Origin of the sequence: Microbacterium sp. NPDC089190, assembly GCF_040701795.1 — a bacterium.
In the GTDB taxonomy this organism is placed as follows: Bacteria; Actinomycetota; Actinomycetes; order Actinomycetales; family Microbacteriaceae; genus Microbacterium; species Microbacterium galbum.
In genome coordinates this window covers 262,289-284,868 of the sequence record NZ_JBFBHF010000001.1, presented here as the reverse complement: position 1 = coordinate 284,868, position 22,580 = coordinate 262,289, and the positions used below count along the sequence as shown (strand labels likewise).

Below are 22,580 nucleotides of genomic sequence, written 5' to 3'. Positions count from 1 at the left end.
ATCCGTCCTCCCGGTCCGCGCGGCCTAGACTCGACTCTCGTGGTCACCCGTCTGTCGAACTACTTCCTCCGCACGCTTCGCGAAGACCCCTCGGATGCCGAGGTCACGAGCCACCGCCTGCTCGTGCGCGCCGGATACATCCGTCGCAACGCCCCGGGCATCTTCGCCTGGCTCCCTCTCGGTCTGAAGGTCAAGGCCAAGATCGAGACGGTCGTGCGCGAAGAGATGGCGAACGCCGGAGCCTTCGAGGTGCACTTCCCGGCGCTGCTGCCGCGCGAGCCGTACGAGGTCACCGGCCGCTGGGAGGAGTACGGCGACGCGCTGTTCCGCCTGCAGGACCGCAAGGGCGCCGACTACCTCCTCGCTCCCACGCACGAGGAGATGTTCACGCTCCTGGTGAAGGACCTCTACTCGTCGTACAAGGACCTTCCGCTGACGATCTACCAGATCCAGGACAAATACCGCGACGAGGCGCGTCCCCGCGCCGGTCTCCTGCGCGGCCGGGAGTTCACGATGAAGGACGCGTACTCGTTCGACGCGACGGATGCCGGGCTCGACGCGTCGTACCAGGCCCAGCGCGACGCCTACGAGCGCATCTTCACCCGCCTCGGGCTGGAGTACGTCATCGTCGCCGCCGACGCGGGGGCGATGGGTGGCTCGAAGTCGGAGGAGTTCCTGCACCCGACCCCGATTGGCGAAGACACCTTCGTGCGCTCCGCCGGCGGGTACGCCGCCAACGTCGAGGCCTTCACGACGGTCGCGCCCGAGGCGCTCCCGATCGAGGGACAGCCGGATGCGGTGGTCTTCGACTCCCCGAACACCCCCACGATCGCGACCCTCGTCGACCACGCGAACGCGCACCTCGACGCTCCCGCGCCCGGCATCGCCGGCCCCGCGACGGACGGGGCCACCGCGTGGACCGCGGCGCACACGCTGAAGAACGTCGTGCTGGCACTGACCCACCTCGACGGCACGCGCGAGCTCGTCGTCGTGGGGCTTCCCGGTGACCGCGACGTCGACGACAAGCGCGTCGAGGTCGCCTTCGCCCCCGCCGAGGTCGAAGCGGCCACCGAAGACGACTTCGCGAAGAACCCGCTGCTGGTCAAGGGCTACATCGGCCCCTGGTCGCCCACCGGTCCCGTGCTCGGCGAGGAGTCGGCGACGAAGATCCGCTACGTGCTCGACCCCCGCGTGGTCGACGGCACCGCGTGGATCACCGGCGCGAACATCGACCAGAAGCACGTGCACTCGCTCGTCGCCGGCCGCGACTTCGTCGGCGACGGCTTCGTCGAGGTCTCGACCGTGCGCGCCGGCGACCCTGCCCCCGACGGCTCGGGCCCCGTGGAGCTGGCCCGCGGCATGGAGATCGGCCACGTCTTCCAGCTCGGCCGCAAGTACGCCGAGGCGCTCGGACTGAAGGTGCTCGACGAGAACGGCAAGCTCGCGACCGTCACGATGGGCTCCTACGGCATCGGCGTGACCCGCATCCTCGCGATCATCGCCGAGCTGAACAACGACGACAAGGGCCTGATCTGGCCGGAGTCGGTCGCCCCGTTCGACGTGCACGTGGTGGCCACCGGCCGCGACGCCGCCGCGTTCGAGCTCGCTGCATCCGTCTCCGACCAGCTCGAGGCGGCCGGCCTCGACGTCCTGTACGACGACCGCCCCAAGGTCTCGCCCGGTGTGAAGTTCGGCGACGCCGAGCTCGTCGGCATCCCGCGCATCCTCATCGTGGGCCGCGGCGCCGCCGAGGGGCAGGTCGAGCTGTGGGACCGCCGCACGGGCGAGCGCGAGACGCTCTCCGTCGCCGACGCCGTTGCGGCGCTGACCCGCTGACGCTCGTCCCGTCTCTCCTCGCGAGACGGCATCTCGCTGACCACACGGTTGCAGAGTGCAGCCGGGTCATCAGCGGGATGTCGTCTCGCGGTCTCTCACGCTGCCGGCCGCGGCGGGCGGTCAAGAGACCCCGACGGACGAGGAGGACTCGGTAGCGTGGATGCCATGATCTCGGCACCCCGCCTGTCTCTGTCCGACGGCTCCACGATCCCGCAGCTCGGCATCGGCACCTACAAGGTGCCCGCCGACGTCACCGCCGGTCTCGTGGCGGGGGCGCTCGCCGCGGGTTATCGCCACGTGGACACGGCCGCCCTGTACGGCAACGAGACCGAGGTCGGCGAGGGACTGCGCGCCTCGGGGCTCGACCGCGACGAGGTCTTCGTCACCACCAAGGTGTGGAACGACGACCAGGGGTTCGACCAGACGCTGCGCGCGTTCGACGCGAGCGCCGCGAAGCTCGGTCTCGACCGGGTCGACCTGTACCTCATCCACTGGCCCATTCCCAGCGCCGACCGCTACGTCGAGACGTGGAAGGCGCTGGTGCGCCTGCAACAGGAGGGACGCGCGACCTCGATCGGCGTGAGCAACTTCGCGATCCCTCACCTCGCGCGCCTGCGCGACGAGACCGGCGTGCTGCCGTCGATCAACCAGGTCGAGCTGCACCCCCGGTTCCCGCAGAACGAGCTGGTCGACTGGGATGCCGCGAACGGCATCGTCACCGAGTCGTGGGCGCCGCTCGCCCGCGGTGGCTTGCTCGACGAACCCGTGTTGGCGCAGATCGCCGAGAAGTACGGCAAGACCCCCGCTCAGGTCGTCATCCGCTGGCACCTCGATCGCACCCTCGTGGTGTTCCCCAAGTCGGTCTCCCTCGATCGCATCCGCGAGAACGGCGACGTGTTCGACTTCACCCTCGACGCCGACGACCACGCGCGGATCGCGACGTTGGAGACGGGGGAGCGCACCGGTCGTGACCCCAGCCTGGACTGAGCGCCGCTCGGGCGGAACCTCTCACGCGTCGAGACGGGCGTAGCGCGCGCGGAAGATCGTGAACACCCCGTAGGAGAGGAATCCGAGGCCGACGAGGCACGCGAGGAACGGCCCCGCGGGCAGGGCGATGACGGCCGCGACCGCGCCATCGAGTCCGCCCGCGGTGTCGGGTTCGACCGTGATGGCGGCGACCGTCAGAAGGACTCCGACGATCACCAGGGCGACGCCCTTGGCGAGGAATCCGATCATCCCGAGTGCCGTGAGGGCGAGGCCGCGTCGACCCCGGGGCACGCGGACCTTGGAGTGGAACGAGCGTCGGATCCCCATCCACACGAAGCCGATGCCCACGCCCGCCACGGCGAGACCGACGACACCCAGCAGGAAGCCGCCGATCGGCCACATCAGGACGCCGCGGCTGAGGTCCTCGGTGGTCTGTTCGGCTCGGGGACGGGCGCCGAGAGCGACGGATGCCGCGACGAGACCGATGAAGACGAACACCAGGCCCTGCGGTGCTTCCGCCGCGATGCGCGCGAGACGGCGCCACACGGTGAGGTGCCGTGGAGCGAAGGCCTGCAGCAGATGCCATGCGCCGAGGGTGACGAGCCCCACCGCCAGGGCCCACAGCGCGACGGCGCCGAGCGGCACCGCCGCGAGGGCGCGGAAGGCGCCCGTCTGGTCGCTGTCCTCCGTCGCTCCCAGGCCCACGGCGATCACGAGCGCGCCGATCAGCAGGTGCAGCGCGCCGTTTGCGGCGTAGCCCGCGCGGGCGGCGAGCCGGAAGGCGGGGTTCGCCTCGGCCTCCCGGGCTGCGGTACGAGCGGTCGAGGGCATTCCGGCACCGTATGCCGTTCGGGCCGTCGCCGCCACTCGCTTGCGCGGGGGCGTCCACCGGACCGTCGCGCCGGATGACGGTGCCTATCATGGCCTGATGCCCGCCACCCGCCGATCGCGCCCGAGCCGGTGGAACGCCCTTCCCGCACTCGTGCGCAACGCCCCGCCGCGGGTGCTGCTCGTGATCGGTGCGGTGGTGGTGGCGCTCGGCGTGCTGATCGTCTCGCGTCCGCTGACCTCTCTCGTGCTGCTGGGCATCTACGTCGGTGCGAGCGCGGTGGTCATGGGGATCGTCGAGCTCGTCGGACGACCGGCGAACTGGTGGGCGCGATCGGTGTCGTCCGCCTGGATCGTCGCGGGCCTCGCCGTCCTCGTCTGGCTCGGCCGCAGTCTCGAACTGCTGCCGCCGGTGCTCGCCGTGCTGCTGGTGATCGGTGGACTGGCCTCGATCGGCCGGGCCGTGAGTCGTGGCGGCGCGAGCGCGCGCATCCTCTCGCTGTCGTGGGGCGTCGCGCAGATCGCCTTCGGGGTGCTGTCCTTCACCTGGCCCGACGTGACGGTACTCGTGCTCGCCGTCGTCTTCGGTGTGCGCACGATCGTGTTCGGCCTGGGAGTCCTCGCGCGCGGGGTGGCCGGCATCCGTCGTCCTCGCGTGCGGAAGACGCCGTTCGACGCGCAGCGTGCGCTGCGACGCCGGCGCATCCGCGCCGGATGGGCCGCCGCGGGTCGGTACGCCCTGTCGCTCGTGCTCGTCGCAACGGCCGCGGGCGGGTGGTGGCTGAACGACTGGCTCGACGCCGGAGCCCCGGTGGTGGATGCGTTCTACGACCCGCCCGCGCAGGTGCCGAGCGGCCACGGCCGGCTCATCCGCTCCGACGCCTACCTCGGCCGCCTCCCCGAGAACGGCGCGGTCACGCGGATGCTCTACACGACCCGGGATGCCGCGAACCGGCCCGCCGTGGCCAGCGCCCTGGTCATCGTGCCCACGGATCTGCCGCCGGGCCCGCGTCCCGTCATCGTCTGGAACCACGGAACGACGGGCGTGGCCCAGGGGTGCGCACCGAGCCTGCGCGACGCGTCGGCGACGAAGTGGTCGATCCCCGCTCTCGAACAGGCGCTCAAGGCCGGGTGGGTCGTCGTCGCCTCCGACTTCTCGGGCCAGGGCGCTCCCGGCGCCTATCCCTACCTGATCGGCGCGGGGGAGGCCCGGTCGTCCCTCGACGCCGTGCTGGCCGCGAGCGAGCTGCGCACCGACCTCACGCTCTCGCCCGACACGGTGGTGTGGGGGCACTCGCAGGGCGGCCATGCGGCGCTGTGGACCACCGCGATCGCGAAGGACTACGCCCCGGGCATCGACGTGCTGGGCACCGCCGTGGTGGCCCCCGTCGCCGATCCGCCCGCGCTGGCGCGCGAGCTGCTGTCGGGCCCTCCGAACGCCATGCTGTCGGTGATCACGTCGTGGGTGCTCGTGCCGTACTCCGAGACCTATGCCGACGTGCACCTCGACGACTACATCGCCGAGGGCTCCCGGTCGATCGTGCTCGAGATGACCCAGCGGTGCCCCAGCGAGCCGGGTGTGGTCGTGTCGGTGCTCACGGCCCTCGGGGTGAGCGAGGACCGCCCGCTCTACAACGCCGACCTCACCGACGGCGCACTCGGACGCCGCCTCGCCGAGAACGCGATGACCGCGCCGCTCGGCACCCCGATGCTGGTCGCGTGGGGCGCCGATGACGAGGTCATCCCGCCGCAGCTGCAGCGCGACTACGTGCAGGAGCTGTGCGCCGAGGGCCAGCCGGTGCGGTGGGCGACCTACGCCGGCTACGACCATCTGCGACCGATCCTGCCGAAATCGCGCTTCCTCCCCGTGCTCTACAGCTGGACGAAGAACCTCATCGAGGGCCGCGACCAGGTCGTCGACGGGTGCGGCCTGCGCTGATCCGCTCCGGTGCACCCGGGCGGTTCCGCCCGTGCGGCGAACGGGTGAAGATCGTGTGTCGTGGCGGATGCCGTCTTGGCAGTGATGACGGTTCTGATTACGGTCGGAGGGTGCCCGAGAACACTCCTGAGCTGCGCCCGACCCACCCCCTGGCCCTCGCGCCCGTCGTCGCCCCGGCGGCATCCGTCGACGGCTTCGCGAAACAGTTCCTGCAGAACCTGAACTTCGACCAGGGCGTGACGCTGTCGAACTCCGACGTCAACGACCAGTACCTCGCGCTCGCGTACACGGTGCGCGACTACCTCATGGCGCGGTGGTTCGACGACCGCGCGCAGCAGAAGGCGCAGCAGAACAAGACCGTCTGCTACCTCTCGGCCGAGTACCTGCTCGGTCGCCAGCTCGACAACAATCTGCTCGCCGCGCGCCTGACCGACATCGCCACCGAGGCGCTCGCGCAGTGCGGCATCGACATCGACGATCTCCGCGCGGTCGAGATCGAGCCGGGGCTCGGCAACGGTGGCCTCGGCCGCCTGGCCGCGTGCTTCGTCGACTCGCTGGCGACGATGAGCGTCCCGGCCATCGGCTACGGCATCCGCTACGAGTACGGCATCTTCCGCCAGGCCTTCGCCGACGGCCAGCAGGTGGAGCAGCCCGACGCCTGGCTGCGCATGGGCTCGCCGTGGGACTTCGCCCACCCCGAGGCCGCGCAGACGATCTCGTTCGCCGGCACCACCGAGACCTACGACGATGAGGGCGTCGAGCGCACGCGCTGGGTGCCGGAGTGGAACGTGCTCGCGGTGCCGTACAACATGATGGTTCCCGGCTACCACAACGGCCGGGTCAACACCCTGCGCCTGTGGCGCGCGGTCGCGACGAACGCCTTCGACCTGCACACCTTCAACTCCGGCGACTACGTGCAGTCGGTCCGCGCACAGACCTTCGCCGAGAACATCTCCAAGGTGCTCTACCCCGAGGACTCCACGCCACAGGGCAAGGAGCTGCGCCTGCAGCAGCAGTACTTCTTCGTCGCGGCTTCCATCGCGGACTTCATCGAGAACGTCCTCCCCGACGACTTCGACCTCGAGAAGCTCCCCGAGCGCGTGATCTTCCAGCTCAACGACACGCACCCCGTGATCGGCGTCCCCGAGCTCATGCGCGTGCTCGTCGACGAGAAGAAGATCGAGTGGGATGCCGCGTGGGCGATCACGCAGAAGTGCTTCGCGTACACGTGCCACACGCTGCTGCCCGAGGCGCTCGAGGTGTGGTCGGTCGATCTGCTCGGTCGTCTGCTGCCGCGCCACCTCGAGATCATCTACAAGATCAACGACGCCTTCCTGCTCGAGGTTCGCGAGCGCTTCGGCGACGACGAGCTGCTCATCCGCAACATGTCGATCATCGGCGAGCACCCGTTCCGTTCGGTGCGCATGGCCTATCTCGCCACGGTCGCGGGATCCAAGGTCAACGGCGTCGCCGAACTGCACTCGCAGCTGCTGCGCGACAACGTGCTGAAGGACTTCGCCACGATGTGGCCCGACAAGTTCACCAACGTCACCAACGGCGTCACGCCCCGCCGCTTCCTGCGCCTGGCCAACCCCGAGCTGTCGGCGCTGATCACCGAGGCGCTCGGCGCGGGATGGACCGTCGATCTCGAACGCCTCCGGGGACTCGAGGCGCTCGCCGACGACGCCGACTTCCGCGAGCGGTTCGCCGCGGTGAAGGCGTCGAACAAGCGCCGGCTCAGCCGCGTGCTCGACGCCCGCGGGGAGCCGGCGCTGTCGGACGACCACCTCATCGACGTCATGATCAAGCGCCTGCACGAGTACAAGCGGCAGACGCTCAAGGTCCTGCACATCGTCAGCACGTACGAGGGCATCGTCTCCGGGCGCCTCGATGTGGATGCCGTGCAGCCGCGCACGTTCCTCTTCGGCGCGAAGGCCGCCCCCGGCTACGGCATGGCCAAGCGCATCATCCACCTGATCAACGCGGTCGGCGACGTCGTCAGCGCCGACGAGCGCGTCCAGGGCAAGCTCAAGGTGCTCTACCCGGCGAACTACAACGTGACGCTGGCGGAGAGCATCATCCCCGCCGCCGACCTGTCGGAGCAGATCTCGCTCGCCGGCAAGGAGGCCTCGGGCACGGGCAACATGAAGCTGGCCCTGAACGGTGCGCTGACCATCGGCACCGACGACGGCGCGAACGTCGAGATCCGGCAGCTGGTCGGCGACGACAACTTCTTCCTCTTCGGCATGAGCGAGCCCGAGGTCGAGGCGCTCTGGGCCGACGGCTATCGTCCCGCGGACTTCTACCAGCGCGACGAGCGGCTGCGCAGCGCCATCGACCTGATCGCCTCGGGTGCGTTCTCCGACGGCGACCGCACGGTCTTCGAGCCCCTCGTGTCGAACCTCCTCTACGAAGACCGCTTCATGGCGCTCGCCGACTTCTCGTCGTACCTCGACGCGCAGGAGCGCGTCGACGCCGCGTACGCCGACCAGGACGGATGGGTGCGCTCGGCGATCCTCAACGTCGCGCGCAGCGGGTACTTCTCCTCCGACCGGGCGATGCGCGACTACCTCGACCGCATCTGGCACGCCACCCCGATCGGCTGAGCCGTTCCGGATGCCGCGGCCCCGCCGTCACGGCATCCGGAACGCCCTGGCAGGAAGACGACGGCGGCTGGCCGTCGCGACACGGCGGAGCGGGGCGTCGCGCGCGATGCTGGGGGGACCCGATCCTGGAGGCTCCGTGCGACCCGCCGATTTCCCCGTGCCCGACACCGCCGCCGCGCGTGCGGCCCTGACGCTCGCGCGGGAGTACCAGTCGGCGGCGATCACCGCCCACGGCCTGAGGTCGTGGCTGTGGGCGGAGGGCTTCGCGCGCGCCGGCGGATTCGACGGCATCGACCACGAGCTGCTGTACGTGTCGGCTGTGCTGCACGACATCGGCACGGTGGCCGAGTTCGACAACCACACGCTGTCGTACGAGGACGCCGGGGGACACGTCGCCATCGCCGTCACCGCGGGAGCGGGCTGGGCGCGGGAGCGTCGTCGGCGCGCGCTCGAGGTCATCGTGCGGCACAACTGGACGAGCGTCGACCCGACGATGGATGCCGAGGGCCATCTGCTCGAGATCGCCACGGGCCTCGACATCTCGGGCGCACGCGCCGACGTGCTGCCGGAGGGATTCCTCCGCGAGGTCCTGGCGGCGCATCCCCGCGGCGACCTGGCCGCCGACTTCGGCGCCTGCGTCCTCGACCAGGCCGCGCGCAAGCCCGACACCGCCGCTCGGCGGCTCGTCGATGGGGGAGTGGTCGCGAAGCTCGCGGCCAACCCGCTCGAGCGTCTCTGAAACGACTGTGCATCGGCCTCCGTCATCGGTCCCGAGTCGCGAGGCGGATGGCATCCCGGGTATCGTAGGAGGGTTGTCGGCGCCGGTCGCGTCGACGAGAGCTGAATAACGGAGGGCCTTGTGGACATCGATCTCGCACTTTTGAAGACGATCGAACGCGAGAAGGAGATCCCCTTCGACGAACTCGCGCGCATCATCGAGCAGGCGATCCTCACCGCCTACGCCAAGCACATCTCGCCCTCCGGCGAGATCCCGGCCGGTGCGCGGGCCTCGCTCGACCGCAAGACCGGTCACGTGGGCATCTTCACCCCGGTCACCGACGACGAGGGTGCCGTCATCGGCGAAGAGGAGCAGGCGCCCGACGACTTCGGCCGCATCGCCGCCTTCGCGGCGAAGCAGGTCATCAGCCAGCGTCTGCGCGACATCGCCGACGACGCCGTGCTGGGGGAGTTCCGCGGCAAGGAGGGCGACATCGTCGCCGGCGTCGTGCAGCAGGGCCCGAACCCCCGCATGGTGCACGTCGATCTCGGCACGGTCGAGGCGATCCTCCCGCCCGAGGAGCAGGTCCCGGGCGAGACCTACCCGCACGGCTCGCGTCTGCGCGTGTACGTGACCAGTGTCGCCAAGGGCAACAAGGGCCCGCAGATCACCGTCTCACGCACGCACCCGGGTCTGGTGCGCAAGCTCTTCGCCCTCGAGGTGCCCGAGATCGCCGCGGGCCTGGTCGAGATCGTCTCGCTCGCTCGCGAAGCCGGGCACCGGTCCAAGATCGCCGTCAAGGCGAACGATCCGACGGTGAACGCCAAGGGCGCCTGCATCGGTGAGCTCGGACGCCGCGTGCGCGCGGTGACCGAGGAGCTCGCCGGCGAGAAGATCGACATCATCGACTACGACGCCGAGCTGCCGCGCTTCGTCGCGAACGCGCTGTCGCCGGCGAAGGTCACCTCGTCGTTCGTGCTCGACGCCTCGACCAAGGCCGTCCGCGCCCTCGTCCCCGACTACCAGCTCTCGCTCGCGATCGGCAAGGAGGGCCAGAACGCCCGCCTCGCCGCGAAGCTCACCGGCGCCAAGATCGACATCCAGCCGGACAGCATCCTCGAAGACAACTGAGGGTCAGATCGTCCGGGCGACCGCGAGGTGTAAGATGGAACCCGTACGAACGTGCGTCGGATGCCGCGCACGCGCCCCCCGATCATCGCTTCTGCGTGTGGTCGCCGACGGATCGGTCCTCGTCGCAGACGAGCGAGCGGTGCTGCCGGGCCGGGGAGCGTGGGTGCACGAGACGGACGCGTGCGTGAGCAAAGCCCTCACGCGTCGCGCCTTCGTACGAGCATTGCGTGTGTCAGGCCCGCTTGACACGCAGACCTTCGAATCAACCCTCCAGCGAAAAGGCTGAACGGCTATGGACACGAAGTGAACGGCTCGAAATGAGACCCGTCCGCAACTAGCGGTCTGCCCTGTCCGGGGTAGGCCCTCAGACAGGAGAATTGTGGCAAAACCACGCGTGCACGAGATCGCTTCCGAGCTCGGCGTCGACAGCAAGGTCGCGCTTGCGAAGCTGAAGGAGCTCGGCGAGTTCGTCAAGAGCCCCTCATCCACCATCGAGCCCCCCGTGGCTCGTAAGCTCCGCGCCGCCCTCGCGGCCGAGGGCTCGTCCGGTTCGTCGAGCGCCACGTCGGCCGCCCCCGCGGCGCGCCCCGGCGCCGGCGCCCGCCCGGGCCCCGCCCGTCCGGCGGCCACCCCCGGTGCCCGTCCCTCGGGCCCCACCCCCGGACCGGCCAAGCCCGCCGCTCCGGCGGCTCCCGCTGCCGCCCCGGCTCCCGCGGCATCCGCCCCGGCCGCTCCGGCTCCCGCAGCGTCGACGCCCGCCCCCTCCGCCCCGGCCAAGCCCGGTGCGAAGCCCGCGGCTCCGTCGTCGGCCCCCACCCCCGGTGCCGGTGCGCCCAAGCCCGGTCCCAGCTCGCCCCCGCGTCCCGGTGGTGCGCGTCCGGGCAACAACCCGTTCGCCTCCTCGCAGGGCATGGGCCAGCGTCCCGCCGGTCCCCGCCCGGGCAACAACCCGTTCGCGTCGGCGCAGGGCATGGGCCAGCGCCCGACCCCGGGTAACATCCCGCGTCCGCAGGCTCCGCGCCCCGGCGCCCCGCGTCCCGGTGCCCCGCGCCCCGGCGGTGCCGGTCGTCCCGGTGGTGCCGGTCGTCCCGGCGCTCCGTTCCAACAGCGTCCCGGCGGTCCCGGTCGTCCCGGCGGCGCCGGTGGCGGCTTCCAGCGCCCCGGTGGCGGTGCTCCCGGTGGCGGTTTCGCCGGTCGTCCCGGTGGCGGCGGTGGCCGTGGCCGTGGTCCCGGCGGTGGTACCGCGGGTGCCTTCGGTAAGGGCGGCGGCAAGTCCAAGCAGCGTAAGTCGCGTCGGGCGAAGCGGCAGGAATTCGAGATGCGGTCGGCGCCGGTCGTCGGCGGCGTCAACGTCTCGAAGGGCAACGGCGAGATCATCCGCCTGCGCCGCGGTGCCTCCATCGCGGACTTCGCGGACAAGCTCGAGGCCCTGCGCGGCTACACCGTGCAGCCCGGCACGCTCGTGACCATCCTGTTCAACCTGGGTGAGATGGCCACTGCGACCGAGTCGCTCGACGAGGCGACCTTCGAGGTCCTCGGCGCCGAGCTCGGCTACAAGATCCAGATGGTCTCGCCCGAGGACGAGGACAAGGAGCTCCTCGAGGGCTTCGGTCTCGACCTCGACGCCGAGCTCGAGGCCGAGAGCGAGGACGATCTCGAGATCCGTCCTCCCGTGGTCACCGTCATGGGCCACGTCGACCACGGTAAGACGCGACTGCTCGACGCCATCCGCCAGACGAACGTGGTCGCGGGCGAGGCCGGCGGCATCACGCAGCACATCGGTGCGTACCAGATCTGGACCGAGCACGAGGGCATCGAGCGCGCGATCACCTTCATCGACACCCCGGGTCACGAGGCGTTCACCGCCATGCGTGCCCGCGGTGCGCAGGTGACCGACATCGCGATCCTCGTGGTCGCGGCCGACGACGGCATCATGCCCCAGACGGTCGAGGCGCTGAACCACGCCCAGGCGGCGAACGTGCCGATCGTGGTCGCGGTCAACAAGGTCGACAAGCCCGACGCCAACCCCGCCAAGGTGCGCCAGCAGCTCACCGAGTACGGTCTGGTCGCCGAGGAGTACGGCGGAGACGTCATGTTCGTCGACGTCTCGGCCCGACAGAACCTCAACATCCAGGCCCTCCTGGATGCGGTCCTGCTCACCGCCGACGCCGGTCTCGATCTCACGGCCAACCCGAACAAGGCGGCCCGCGGTGTCGCGATCGAAGCGAAGCTCGACAAGGGTCGCGGTTCGGTCGCCACGGTGCTCATCCAGTCCGGAACGCTGCGCGTCGGTGACGCGATCGTCGCCGGCACGGCCTACGGCCGCGTCCGCGCGATGATGGACGAGAACGGCGAAGCGGTCGAAGAGGCCTACCCGTCGCGTCCCGTGCAGGTGCAGGGTCTCAACTCGGTTCCCCGCGCCGGCGACGTCTTCATCGTCACCGAGGAAGACCGCACCGCGCGTCAGATCGCCGAAAAGCGCGAGGCCGCCGAGCGCAACGCCCAGCTGGCCAAGGCCCGCAAGCGCATCTCGCTCGAGGACTTCACCCGCGCTCTCGAAGAGGGCAAGGTCGAGTCGCTCAACCTCATCATCAAGGGTGACGTGTCGGGTGCCGTCGAGGCGCTCGAGGAATCGCTGCTCAAGATCGAGGTCGACGACAGCGTCCAGCTGCGCATCATCCACCGCGGTGTGGGTGCGATCACCGAGTCGGACATCAACCTGGCCACGATCGACAACGCGATCGTGATCGGCTTCAACGTGCGTCCCGACACGAAGGCCCGCGAGCGTGCCGCCCGCGAGGGTGTCGACGTGCGGTTCTACTCGGTCATCTACAACGCGATCGACGACGTCGAGCAGTCGCTCAAGGGCCTGCTCAAGCCGGAGTTCGAAGAAGTGCAGTCGGGTGTCGCCGAGATCCGCGAGGTGTTCCGCTCCTCGAAGTTCGGCAACATCGCCGGTGTCATCGTGCGGTCGGGAACGATCACGCGCAACGCCAAGGCCCGCGTCATCCGCGACGGTGTCGTGCTGGCCGACGGCCTGGCCATCGAGTCGCTGCGCCGCTTCAAGGACGACGTCACCGAGGTCCGCACGGACTTCGAGTGCGGTATCGGCCTGGGCAAGTTCAACGACATCCAGATCGGTGACGAAATCGAAACGACGGAAATGGTCGAGAAGCCGCGAGGCTGATCGTCGTGCGGGGGTCGCGCCATGTGGCGCGGCTCCCGCTTCGGCCTGCGGGGGTGTGCATCTCCCCGAGCAGAGCGGGGCCCTTACCCCGATGCTCGGGGAGATGCACACCCCCTCCGGCCTACGCTGGTGCGGCTGCCCGTGACGGGACTCCCGCCCGGCGATGAGCCACGGGGGCACTCGTACTCGCGGCGGTATGTGAAAGAAGGAGAAGGCAGTGGCAGGGGAACGACAGGCTCGAGTGGCGGACCGCATCCGCGTGGTGCTCGCCGAACGCCTCGAGAAGGGGCTGCGCGACCCGCGGCTCGGATTCGTCACCATCACCGACGTGCGGGTCACGGGTGACCTCCAGCGCGCCTCGGTGTTCTACACCGTCATGGGCGACGAGGCGCACCGCGCCGACACCGCCGCGGCGCTGAAGTCCGCGACCGGCATGTTGCGCAGCGAGGTCGGCAAGCACCTCAACACGCGGCTCACCCCGTCGTTGGAGTTCATCCTCGACGGCATCCCCGAGAACGCCGACCACATCTCGGCGCTGCTGCGCGAGGCGCGCGAGCGCGACGAGTCGGTGGCGGGTCTCGCCGCGTCGGCCGCCTATGCCGGCGAGGCCGACCCGTACGTCAAGCCGCGCGACCTCGACGACGACGATCTCGACGAGGACGACGACCCCGACGAGGGCGATCTCGATGAGGACGGAGAAGCCGCGCGGATCTGATGCCGCGTGTGAAGAGGCCGGATGCCACCCCGAGCGGGTCGCATCCGGCCTCTTCGTCATTCCGGGTGGGCCGCGAGTCCCCGATCAGGATGTCGGGTGGCCCGGCAGGCGCAGGTGTTCGTCGATCGCTTCGGCCAGGCCGTCGGCGATGAGCGAATCGATCGCGCGGTCGCGCTGTGCGGCGTCCGGCCACGTCGGAAGCACGGCGAACAGCGGCACCGACGCCGGCGCGGCCTCGCGAAGGGTCTTGAGCACGGCACCGCGCGCCTGTCGGTCGCTGCCCTCGTAGGTCGCCTGTCTGCGGCGGCGGTCCTCGGACTCGGGGTATCCCGCCGCCCGCCACGCGCACCGCGCGGCCAGGGGGCACGCGTCGCACCGCGGTGATCGCGCCGTGCACACGATCGCACCGAGCTCCATGGCGGCGGCGTTCACGATCGCGGCCTCCGCGATGTCGTCCGGGAGTTCGGCATCCATGCGCTTCAGGTCGCGACGGTGCGGCGGGCCGGGTTGCGCGCGTCCCTCGACCGCGCGGGCGAGCACGCGACGCGTGTTCGTGTCGACGACCGGATGCCGGTCCCCGTACGCGAAGACCGCGACCGCGCGCGCGGTGTAGTCGCCGATGCCGGTGAGGGAGAGCAGAGCCTCGACGTCGCGGGGGACGACCCCGTCGTGACGGTCGCGGATCTCCACCGCGGCGCGGTGCAGCCACAGCGCGCGGCGCGGGTAGCCGAGGTTCGCCCACTGGGTCACCGCGTCGCCCGGGGGAGAGGCGGCGAGATCGGCCGGGGTGGGCCAGCGGGTCAGCCAGGCCTCGAGGTGCGGGATGACGCGCGCCACGGGGGTCTGCTGGAGCATGAACTCGCTCACGAGGGTTCCCCAGGCGCCGAAGCCCGCGCGTCTCCACGGCAGGTCGCGCGCCGCGTCGCGGTACCAGTCGATGAGCGGCGCGGCGAGTCCTGGCATCCCTCCAGCCTACGGTCGCGGGAACGCCGCGGTGCCCCGATGCGGACCTCGGTCGCGGGCGGGACAGGGACGCGCCGCGGACGGCGATCTCGCGGGGCGGGCCGCGACGAGGAGGGCGGGTGTCGGTGGGCGAAAGTAGGCTGGAGGCATGGCCTCGACCGAGAACACCGTCCCCGAACTGCAGCGGAGCCTCCGCGACCTGATGCGGCAGAACAGCCGCGCGGGTCGAGTGGTGGTGGCGGTCGACGCACTCGACGCCGACGCGGCCGGATCGTTCGCCGACGCCTTCGCCGCGGCCGTCGGTGAGGACGGCACCGCGGTGGTCCGCGCGTCGCTCGCCGACCACGCCGACGACGTCCGCGAGAGTGTCGTCGCGCCCTTCCGCGCCGGTGAGCCGGTCGGCGACTCCGCGGGGGCACCGGCCGACGCGGTGCTCGTCGTCTCCGGGCGCTTCCTGCACGCTCCCGAGGTGCGCGGGCTGTGGAACTTCTCGATCTGGCTCGAGAGCAACCCGCCGATCGGCGCCCCGCGACCGGAGCTGCCCGATGCCGAGAAGCACTACCTGCGCACGGTCCGGCCGAAGGCGGCGGCCTCGGTCATCGTCGAGAACTCCGACCCCGCCCACCCCGTCCAGGTCTTCGGAGATTTCTGCTGATGGTGCGCCCCGGCATCCTCCTGGTCGACAAGCCGGGAGGCATCACCAGTCATGACGTCGTGTCGCGCGCGCGACGCGCGCTGGGCACGCGCAAGATCGGTCACGCCGGCACTCTCGATCCGATGGCGACGGGGCTGCTCGTGCTCGGCGTCGAGGGCGCGACCCGTCTGCTCACCTACATCGTGGGCGCCGACAAGACCTACGAGGCGACGATCCTCCTCGGGGTGTCGACCGACAGCGACGACGCCGACGGGGTCGAGACCGAACGGGCGGATGCCGACGCGGTCGCGGCCGTGACGGATTCCTCGATCCACGAGGGCATCGCCGCTCTCACCGGCGAGATCGACCAGGTGCCGAGCACCGTGTCGGCGATCAAGGTCGACGGGCGCCGCGCGTACGACCTCGCGCGCGCGGGGGAGCAGGTGGAGCTGAAGTCGCGCCGGGTCATCGTCTCGCGCTTCGACGTACATGCCACGCGCCGCGGGCAGGGGTCCATCGAGCTCGACGTGGTCGTGGACTGCACGAGCGGCACGTACATCCGCGCCCTCGCGCGCGACCTCGGCCGGGCCCTCGGCGTGGGCGGCCACCTGACCGCCCTGCGTCGCACGCGCATCGGGGCGTTCGACGTCGCCGGCGCGGCGTCGGTCGACGACCTCGCCGAAGACACCCTGATCGAGCCCGCCACCGCCGCCGCGGTCGTCATGGGAGCGATCGCGGTGGGCCCCGACGAGGCGCGCGACCTGCGCCACGGCAAGCGCATCGACGGCGGGGGGCGGCTGACCGGCGCCGTCGCCGCCGCGATCGACCCCGACGGGCGCCTCATCGGCGTGGTCGAGAAGCGCGGTACGCAGCTGAAGAGCGTCATGAACATGCCCGAGGAGAGCGTCCGATGATCCTGTGGTTCACGCTCGTGCAGGTGGGGATCGCGGTGCTCGCGGGCGTCGTCGCCGTCGGGGCCGGTCTGGTCGGCCGGCGGCCGGGAGACGTCACGGTCGGATCGCTCGCCCTCATCGAGCTGCTGCTGATCGTGCAGATCGTCGTGGCGATCATCGCGCCGTTCGCGGGCAACCCGCCCACGGGGAGTCTGCTGGAGTTCTGGACCTACCTCGTGTCGGCGGCGCTCGTGCCGATCGCGGGCGTCGCGTGGGCGCTGCTCGAACGCAGTCGGTGGAGCACCGTGGTCATGGGTGTCGCCGCTCTCGCGGTCGCCGTGATGGTGTGGCGCATGCACGTCATCTGGACGGTGCAGCTGGCCTGAGGGGTCAGGGGATGCCGCGGCTTGAGGCGGCGCGGTGGTCCCGGTCCCTTCGACAGGCTCAGGGACCTGAGCGGGCAGGGACTCACGCACCTGGGCGGGAGGGGGCTGAGCCTGTCGAAGCCACCGGGGCCGGATCCGGCGCCCACGGTCGCCGCCGCGCCGCTCGGTCGCGGCCGGGGCGAACTAGAATCGAGGGGTCATGGCATCCACCACTCCTACCCGTTCCCGGGGGATGACCGGCATCGGCCGTGTCCTCGTCGTCGTCTACGGCATCATGGCGCTCGCCGCCACGGGTCGCTCCTTCGTGCAGATCGTGCGCGAGTTCGACGATGCCCCGCTGGCGTATTCGCTGTCCGCCCTCGCCGCGGTCGTCTACATCCTCGCGACCCTCGCGTTGGTCTTCTCCGGGCGCCCCGCCTGGTACCGCGTCGCCTGGATCGCGATCGGCTTCGAGTTGGTCGGCGTGCTGGTGGTCGGCACGCTGAGCCTGGTGCTGCCGGCGCTGTTCCAGCACCCGACCGTGTGGTCGGTGTACGGATACGGCTACCTCTTCATCCCGCTCGTGCTGCCCTTCCTCGGACTGTGGTGGCTCGTGCGGCACCGCCGGACCACGTCGTGATCGTCTTCCGCGACCCCGCTGAGGTCCCCGCCGGCTTCGGTCCGACCGTGGTGGCGATCGGCAAGTTCGACGGCGTGCACACCGGCCACCGCGCGGTGATCGACCGCGCGCGGGTCGACGCGTCCGACGGTGCGCGCGTGGTCGCCGTGACCTTCGACCGCAATCCCCTGAGCGTGCTGCGTCCGGAGAAGTGCCCCGCCGACGTCATCGGCCCGCACCAGAAGCTCGACCTGCTGGAGCGGGCCGGAGTGGATGCCACGCTGCTGCTGACCTTCGACGACGCCCTGGCGGCGATCCCGGCGGAGGACTTCGTGCGCGGCATCCTCGTCGACGCCCTCGACGCCCGCACCGTGCTGGTCGGGCGAGACTTCCGCTTCGGCGCCGGGGGAGCGGGAGATCCCGCGCTTCTCGAGCGCATGGGAGCGGAGCACGGTTTCCGCGTCGACGTCGTCGACGACGTCCGCGCCGTGCACGCCGACCGGCGCGTGTCGTCCACGTGGATCCGCGAGGCGCTGTCGGCGGGCGACATCTCGACGGCCGCGCGCCTGCTCGGTCGTGCTCCCTCGGTGTGGGGCGAGGTCGTGCACGGACTCAAGCGCGGGCGCGAGCTGGGGTATCCCACCGCGAACCTGTCGCCCGACCTCGAGGGCTTCGTGCCCGCCGACGGCGTCTACGCCGGGTGGCTGGTCGACGTCGACGGGGCGCGGCGCACGAGCTATCCCGCCGCGATCAGCGTCGGCACCAATCCGACCTTCGACGACGTGAACGCGCGGCAGGTCGAGGCGTACGTCATCGACGAGACCGGGCTCGACCTCTACGGCCATCACGTCGAGGTGCGCTTCGTCGAACGCGTGCGCGGGATGACGGCGTTCGACGGCATCGACGCGCTCATCGTCCAGATGGCCGACGACGTCGAGCGCTCGCGCGCGATCCTGCGCTGAGCAGCAGGGGCGCAAGCCACAGGCGTCGCCACGTGGGGGTAGGCGTCGCCACGCGGCACTGACGTCGCCACGCGTCGCGGGCCATCGCGGGGCGGTGATCGCGACCCCGAGGCGACCCGCGTCCGCGCCGCGGCGCCCCGACCGCCGCGGAGGTCAGTCCTGCCGCGACAGGCGGTTGCGGATGCCGAGGAACGACGCCGCCGCCCCGAGCGCCATCAACGCGGCGGTGAAGATCGCGGCCCGGTGGAATCCGTCGAGATCCAGCGATCCGCCGACCACGGCGGAGACGGCGGCGATCGCGAGAAGACCGGCGACGCGCGAGACGGCGTTGTTGACCGCGGAGGCGATGCCGGAGCGCTCGGAGTCGATCGCGCCGAGCACCGCGGCGGTCAGAGGGGAGACCGTGGCGGTCAGGCCCAGGCCGAACACGATGACGCCGGGGAGCACCTGCGTCCAGTAGTCGAAGTCGTCGCCGACGAGCAACAGGAGCAGCGCGCCGGCGGCCATCACGAGGGGGCCGACCGTCATGAAGAGTCGCGGCCCGAGACGCCCCGACAACGCCCCCATGCGAGAGCTCAGGACGATCATGAGGACGGTGCTCGGCAGCGATGCGAGCCCCGCGAGGGTCGCCGGCAGCCCGGCCCCCTGCTGCAGGTACACGCTGAGCACGAAGCCGTTGAGCGACAGCGCCGCATAGACGAACACGGTGGCGAGGTTGCCCGCCCAGAAGTTGCGCGCCCGGAAGAGGTCCAACGGCATCATCGGTTCGCGCGCCGTCTTCTGACGCACGAGGAAACCCGAGAAGGCCAGGATGCCGATGATCCCCGGGAGCCAGATGACGGGGGAGGCCCACCCGAGGTTGGGCTGCTCGATGAGGGCGAACACGATGCCGCCGAGGCCTGCCGCGCACAGGACGGCGCCGAGGATGTCGACGCGAGCGCCGGGGCGGCGGTGGTCGCGATGGCCGAGCCGGGTCAGCAGCCACATCGTGACTCCGATGGGGAGGACGTTGACGAGGAAGACGAGCCGCCACGACAGGGTGTCGACGAAGACCCCGCCGATCAGGGGGCCCGCGAGCATGGCGACGGTGGTCGCGCCGGTCCAGATGCCGATTGCGCGCGCCTGCGCGGCACCGCGGAAGGTCGAGGTGATGAGGGCGAGCGAGCTGGGCACGAGGAGGGCGCCGGCCACGCCCTGGAGCGCGCGGGCCACGATGAGGAACTCCGCGGTGGGGGCGGCGGCGATCGCGAGGGAGGTGACGCCGAAGCCGATGAGGCCGATGCGCAGGACGACGACCCGCCCCAGGACGTCGCTGAGCGAACCGGCGACCAGGATGAACGCCCCCAGCGTGACGAGGTAGGCGTCGACGACCCACTGCTGCGTGCTCAGCCCGCCGCCCAGGTCGGCGGCGATGGCCGGGAGGGCGACGTTCACCACCGTGCCGTCGAGGAACGACACGAACGAGGCGAGGACCGCGACCGCGAGCACCGTGCGCTGCTCGCGCGTCATCGTCTCGGCCATTCCCCCAGCGTAGGGTCGGTCGCTCGGGGGCGGGGCGGCTTGCGAGGAGCCGCTTGCGCCGCGACCCTACGGGCGCGTCCGCGGGACATCGACCCGGGGAGGCGATCACGGCCCCGGACGTGGTGCAGGAATACCCCCTGGGGGTATCCTGTTGAGGACGGGGTGACCGGAGGAGGAGCCATGAGCGACCAGACGGATGCCGCACCGACCGCCGAGGCGGTGCTCGACATCGACGGGATGACGTGCGCGAGCTGCGTCGCGCGCGTTGAAAAGCGCCTGGGGCGGGTCGAGGGCGTGGAAGCGGCGGTCAACCTCGCGACGGAGACCGCGCGGGTGCGCTACCCCGCCGACCTCGACACGACGGCCCTGGTGGATGCCGTGCGCGCCGCCGGCTACGACGCCCGCGTCCGCACCCGCACCTCCACCCCGCCGCCCCCGGTGCCCGTGCCCGCCCCCGGGGGAGCGGTGGATGCCGTGACCGGGCGCGATCTCGCCGCGACCGCCGCGCAGCCCGACGGTGCCGCCTCGAACGCGCCGGGCGCCTCCGCGCCCGCGCCGGCGGGTACTCCCGCGCACGCCTCCGCCGCCCAGGCTGCCGATGCGCACGCCCCCGACGCGCCAGCCCCCGACGCGCACGCCGACTCCGCGAACGCGCCCTCCGGGCACGTGCACGACACGACCGATGCGCCCGGCTCGACCCCCCTGCGCGTGCGCCTCTGGGTGTCGCTCGGCCTGGCGGTTCCCGTGGTGGCGCTCGGCATGGTCCCGGCCTGGCAGTTCCCCGCGTGGCAGTGGGTGTCGCTGGTGCTCGCGACTCCGATCGTCCTGTGGGGCGGGTGGCCCTTCCACCGCGCCACGCTGCGCAACGCGCGGCACGGCGCCGCCACGATGGACACGCTCATCACGCTGGGCACCTTCGCCGCCTACCTCTGGAGCGTCTGGGCGCTCGTCTTCGGATCGGCCGGGCGGATCGGCATCCGTCACGAGGTGATGCTCTTCGGGCCGGTGCACGACGCGACCTCCGTGGTCTACTTCGAGGTCGCCGCCGCGGTCACCGTCTTCCTGCTGCTCGGACGCGTCATCGAGCAGCGCTCCACCCGCCGAGCCGGGGGGGCGCTGCGGTCACTGCTCGACCTCGGCGCGCGGGAGGCGGAGCTCGTCGACGGGCGTCGCATCGACATCGCGCAGCTCGCCGTCGGTGACGAGTTCGTCGTGCGCCCCGGGTCCACCGTCGCCACGGACGGAGAGGTGCTCGAGGGGAGCGCCTCGGTGGACGAGAGCATGCTGACCGGGGAGTCAGTCCCGGTCGACGTGGGTCCCGGATCGACGGTGACCGGCGGCACCATCGCTTCGGGCGGACGGCTCGTCGTGCGTGCGACGGGGGTGGGCGAGCAGACGCGTCTCGCGCGCATCGCCCGTCTCGTCGAGGACGCGCAGCTCGGCAAGAGCCGCGTGCAGCGCCTCGCCGACCGCATCTCGGGCGTCTTCGTCCCGGTCGTGATCGTGCTGGCCGTGCTGACCCTCCTCGGCTGGCTCCTCGCCGGGCAGCCGCTGTCGGCCGGCTTCACTGCCGCTGTCGCGGTGCTCATCATCGCCTGCCCGTGCGCGCTGGGCCTGGCCACCCCGATCGCGATCCTCGTCGGTACCGGCCGCGCGGCCCAGCTCGGCATCCTGGTGACGGGACCTTCGGCCCTGGAATCCGCGGAGCGCATCGACACGATCGTCCTCGACAAGACCGGCACTCTGACCGCCGGACGCATGAGCGTCGTGAACATCACCGCCGCCGACGATCAGGACGCCGAGGAGGCCCTGCGTCGGCTGGCCGCGCTCGAGCGCGCGTCGGAGCATCCCGTGGCGCACGCGATCGTGGCGGCGGCGGCCGATGGACCGGTGGCCCGTGACGTGGAGGCGCTGCCCGGCCGCGGGATCGTCGGTCTCGTCGACGGCATCCGCGTGTTCGCGGGGCGTCCCGCCCTCGCCGCCGACCTGGGGGCGCCGCTGCCGGTGGCGCTCGCCGCGGCCGTCGAGGAGGGGGAGCAGCGCGGAACCGTCGTGGTGGCGGGATGGGCCGACGCCGACGGCGCGATGCGTGCACGCGTCGTGGTCGAGGTGGCCGACACGGTGCGCCCCGAGAGCGCCTCCACCGTCGCCCGCCTGCGCGAGATGGGTCTCGAGCCGGTCCTGCTCACCGGCGACAATGCGCACATCGCGCGCGCCGTCGCCGACGAGCTCGGCATCGAGACGGTGCGCGCGGGCGTCCTGCCCGAGGGCAAAGTCGACGAGATCGCCGCGCTCCGGGCCGCGGGGCGCACCGTCGCAATGGTCGGCGACGGGGTCAACGACGCCGCCGCCCTGGCATCCGCCGATCTGGGCATCGCCATGGGAGGGGGGACGGATGCCGCGCTCCACGCGAGCGACGTCGCCCTCATGCGCGACGACCCGCGCGGCATCGTCACCGCGGTGGCCCTGAGCAGGCGCACGATGCGCGTGATCCGCGGCAACCTCTTCTGGGCCTTCGCGTACAACGTGGCGGCTCTGCCGCTGGCGGCCCTGGGGCTGCTGAACCCGATGCTCGCCGGAGCCGCGATGGCGTTCTCGAGCGTCTTCGTCGTCCTCAACAGTCTGCGGTTGCGGCACGCGGCCTGAGCGGCGCCGACCGGGGAAGTGCGCGGATCG

At 71.4% G+C, this 22,580-nt stretch carries 18 protein-coding genes; 15 read left to right on the top strand and 3 right to left on the bottom strand.

The window, feature by feature from the left end; translation table 11 throughout:
* Positions 1 to 39 precede the first annotated feature (39 nt).
* Together AB0230_RS01400 and AB0230_RS01395 are read left to right on the top strand one after the other, a co-directional pair.
* A complete protein-coding gene (locus tag AB0230_RS01400) occupies positions 40 to 1,836 on the top strand; it encodes a proline--tRNA ligase (RefSeq protein WP_366373525.1) in 1,797 nt (598 codons plus the stop codon).
* A 165-nt stretch (positions 1,837 to 2,001) separates the two neighbouring features.
* A complete protein-coding gene (locus AB0230_RS01395) occupies positions 2,002 to 2,823 on the top strand; it encodes an aldo/keto reductase (protein WP_363578785.1) in 822 nt (273 codons plus the stop codon).
* A gap of 21 nt (positions 2,824 to 2,844) precedes the next feature.
* On the opposite strand, the gene AB0230_RS01390 is transcribed toward AB0230_RS01395, so the two are convergent.
* A complete protein-coding gene (locus AB0230_RS01390; protein WP_366373523.1) occupies positions 2,845 to 3,654 on the bottom strand; it encodes a DUF1206 domain-containing protein in 810 nt (269 codons plus the stop codon).
* A 97-nt stretch (positions 3,655 to 3,751) separates the two neighbouring features.
* On the opposite strand from AB0230_RS01390, the gene AB0230_RS01385 reads away from it, so the two are divergent.
* From AB0230_RS01385 to rbfA, 7 genes are all read left to right on the top strand, one after another.
* Positions 3,752 to 5,590 (top strand): alpha/beta fold hydrolase, encoded by a 1,839-nt coding sequence (locus AB0230_RS01385; protein ID WP_366373521.1) that lies wholly within the window; start codon positions 3,752 to 3,754, stop codon positions 5,588 to 5,590.
* Positions 5,591 to 5,700: 110 nt separating this feature from the next.
* Complete coding sequence (locus tag AB0230_RS01380) at positions 5,701 to 8,196, top strand: glycogen/starch/alpha-glucan phosphorylase (protein ID WP_366373519.1); 2,496 nt, start codon at positions 5,701 to 5,703, stop codon at positions 8,194 to 8,196.
* Positions 8,197 to 8,332: 136 nt separating this feature from the next.
* Positions 8,333 to 8,935 (top strand): HD domain-containing protein, encoded by a 603-nt coding sequence (locus tag AB0230_RS01375; protein ID WP_366373517.1) that lies wholly within the window; start codon positions 8,333 to 8,335, stop codon positions 8,933 to 8,935.
* Positions 8,936 to 9,055: 120 nt separating this feature from the next.
* Positions 9,056 to 10,045: a transcription termination factor NusA gene (nusA, locus tag AB0230_RS01370; protein WP_363392692.1), complete on the top strand. Its 990-nt coding sequence runs from the start codon at positions 9,056 to 9,058 to the stop codon at positions 10,043 to 10,045.
* A 34-nt stretch (positions 10,046 to 10,079) separates the two neighbouring features.
* Positions 10,080 to 10,331, top strand: a complete 252-nt coding sequence (locus AB0230_RS01365; RefSeq protein WP_363392689.1) for a YlxR family protein — start codon at positions 10,080 to 10,082, stop codon at positions 10,329 to 10,331.
* A gap of 93 nt (positions 10,332 to 10,424) precedes the next feature.
* Positions 10,425 to 13,232: a translation initiation factor IF-2 gene (gene infB, locus AB0230_RS01360; RefSeq protein WP_315993140.1), complete on the top strand. Its 2,808-nt coding sequence runs from the start codon at positions 10,425 to 10,427 to the stop codon at positions 13,230 to 13,232.
* A gap of 217 nt (positions 13,233 to 13,449) precedes the next feature.
* Positions 13,450 to 13,947 (top strand): 30S ribosome-binding factor RbfA, encoded by a 498-nt coding sequence (gene rbfA, locus AB0230_RS01355; protein ID WP_315993139.1) that lies wholly within the window; start codon positions 13,450 to 13,452, stop codon positions 13,945 to 13,947.
* Between the two features lie 84 nt (positions 13,948 to 14,031).
* On the opposite strand, the gene AB0230_RS01350 is transcribed toward rbfA, so the two are convergent.
* Positions 14,032 to 14,910: an A/G-specific adenine glycosylase gene (locus tag AB0230_RS01350; protein WP_366373513.1), complete on the bottom strand. Its 879-nt coding sequence runs from the start codon at positions 14,908 to 14,910 to the stop codon at positions 14,032 to 14,034.
* 148 nt (positions 14,911 to 15,058) lie between these two features.
* Between AB0230_RS01350 and AB0230_RS01345 the strand changes: the two genes are divergently transcribed.
* From AB0230_RS01345 to AB0230_RS01325, 5 genes are all read left to right on the top strand, one after another.
* The gene (locus AB0230_RS01345) at positions 15,059 to 15,565 is read left to right on the top strand and encodes a hypothetical protein (protein ID WP_315993137.1); all 507 of its coding nucleotides are present in this window, start codon (positions 15,059 to 15,061) and stop codon (positions 15,563 to 15,565) included.
* Positions 15,565 to 16,458 (top strand): tRNA pseudouridine(55) synthase TruB, encoded by an 894-nt coding sequence (gene truB, locus AB0230_RS01340; protein ID WP_366373511.1) that lies wholly within the window; start codon positions 15,565 to 15,567, stop codon positions 16,456 to 16,458. The genes AB0230_RS01345 and truB overlap by 1 nt, the downstream gene beginning before the upstream one ends.
* Positions 16,455 to 16,823: a hypothetical protein gene (locus AB0230_RS01335; protein ID WP_366373509.1), complete on the top strand. Its 369-nt coding sequence runs from the start codon at positions 16,455 to 16,457 to the stop codon at positions 16,821 to 16,823. Before truB ends, AB0230_RS01335 begins: the two co-directional genes overlap by 4 nt.
* Positions 16,824 to 17,022: 199 nt before the next feature.
* A complete protein-coding gene (locus AB0230_RS01330) occupies positions 17,023 to 17,442 on the top strand; it encodes a hypothetical protein (protein ID WP_366373507.1) in 420 nt (139 codons plus the stop codon).
* A complete protein-coding gene (locus tag AB0230_RS01325) occupies positions 17,439 to 18,383 on the top strand; it encodes a bifunctional riboflavin kinase/FAD synthetase (RefSeq protein ID WP_366373505.1) in 945 nt (314 codons plus the stop codon). The genes AB0230_RS01330 and AB0230_RS01325 overlap by 4 nt, the downstream gene beginning before the upstream one ends.
* Positions 18,384 to 18,536: 153 nt before the next feature.
* Here the strand turns inward: AB0230_RS01325 and AB0230_RS01320 are convergent, their stop codons facing one another.
* Positions 18,537 to 19,904: an MFS transporter gene (locus tag AB0230_RS01320; protein ID WP_363392666.1), complete on the bottom strand. Its 1,368-nt coding sequence runs from the start codon at positions 19,902 to 19,904 to the stop codon at positions 18,537 to 18,539.
* A gap of 180 nt (positions 19,905 to 20,084) precedes the next feature.
* Here AB0230_RS01320 and AB0230_RS01315 point away from each other — a divergent pair, with 180 nt between their 5' ends.
* Positions 20,085 to 22,550 carry a heavy metal translocating P-type ATPase gene (locus AB0230_RS01315; RefSeq protein WP_366373503.1) on the top strand — a complete coding sequence of 822 codons (2,466 nt, stop codon included), beginning with the start codon at positions 20,085 to 20,087 and terminating at the stop codon, positions 22,548 to 22,550.
* Positions 22,551 to 22,580 lie beyond the last annotated feature (30 nt).

Coding starts and splice junctions, on each gene's coding strand:
- AB0230_RS01320 (WP_363392666.1), bottom strand. CDS start 19,904: ATGGCCGAGACGATGACGCGCGAGCAGCGCACGGTGCTCGCGGTCGCG.
- AB0230_RS01330 (WP_366373507.1), top strand. CDS start 17,023: ATGGCATCCACCACTCCTACCCGTTCCCGGGGGATGACCGGCATCGGC.
- AB0230_RS01315 (WP_366373503.1), top strand. CDS start 20,085: ATGAGCGACCAGACGGATGCCGCACCGACCGCCGAGGCGGTGCTCGAC.
- truB (WP_366373511.1), top strand. CDS start 15,565: ATGGTGCGCCCCGGCATCCTCCTGGTCGACAAGCCGGGAGGCATCACC.
- AB0230_RS01345 (WP_315993137.1), top strand. CDS start 15,059: ATGGCCTCGACCGAGAACACCGTCCCCGAACTGCAGCGGAGCCTCCGC.
- AB0230_RS01390 (WP_366373523.1), bottom strand. CDS start 3,654: ATGCCCTCGACCGCTCGTACCGCAGCCCGGGAGGCCGAGGCGAACCCC.
- AB0230_RS01385 (WP_366373521.1), top strand. CDS start 3,752: ATGCCCGCCACCCGCCGATCGCGCCCGAGCCGGTGGAACGCCCTTCCC.
- AB0230_RS01395 (WP_363578785.1), top strand. CDS start 2,002: ATGATCTCGGCACCCCGCCTGTCTCTGTCCGACGGCTCCACGATCCCG.
- AB0230_RS01350 (WP_366373513.1), bottom strand. CDS start 14,910: ATGCCAGGACTCGCCGCGCCGCTCATCGACTGGTACCGCGACGCGGCG.
- AB0230_RS01365 (WP_363392689.1), top strand. CDS start 10,080: ATGGAACCCGTACGAACGTGCGTCGGATGCCGCGCACGCGCCCCCCGA.
- AB0230_RS01335 (WP_366373509.1), top strand. CDS start 16,455: ATGATCCTGTGGTTCACGCTCGTGCAGGTGGGGATCGCGGTGCTCGCG.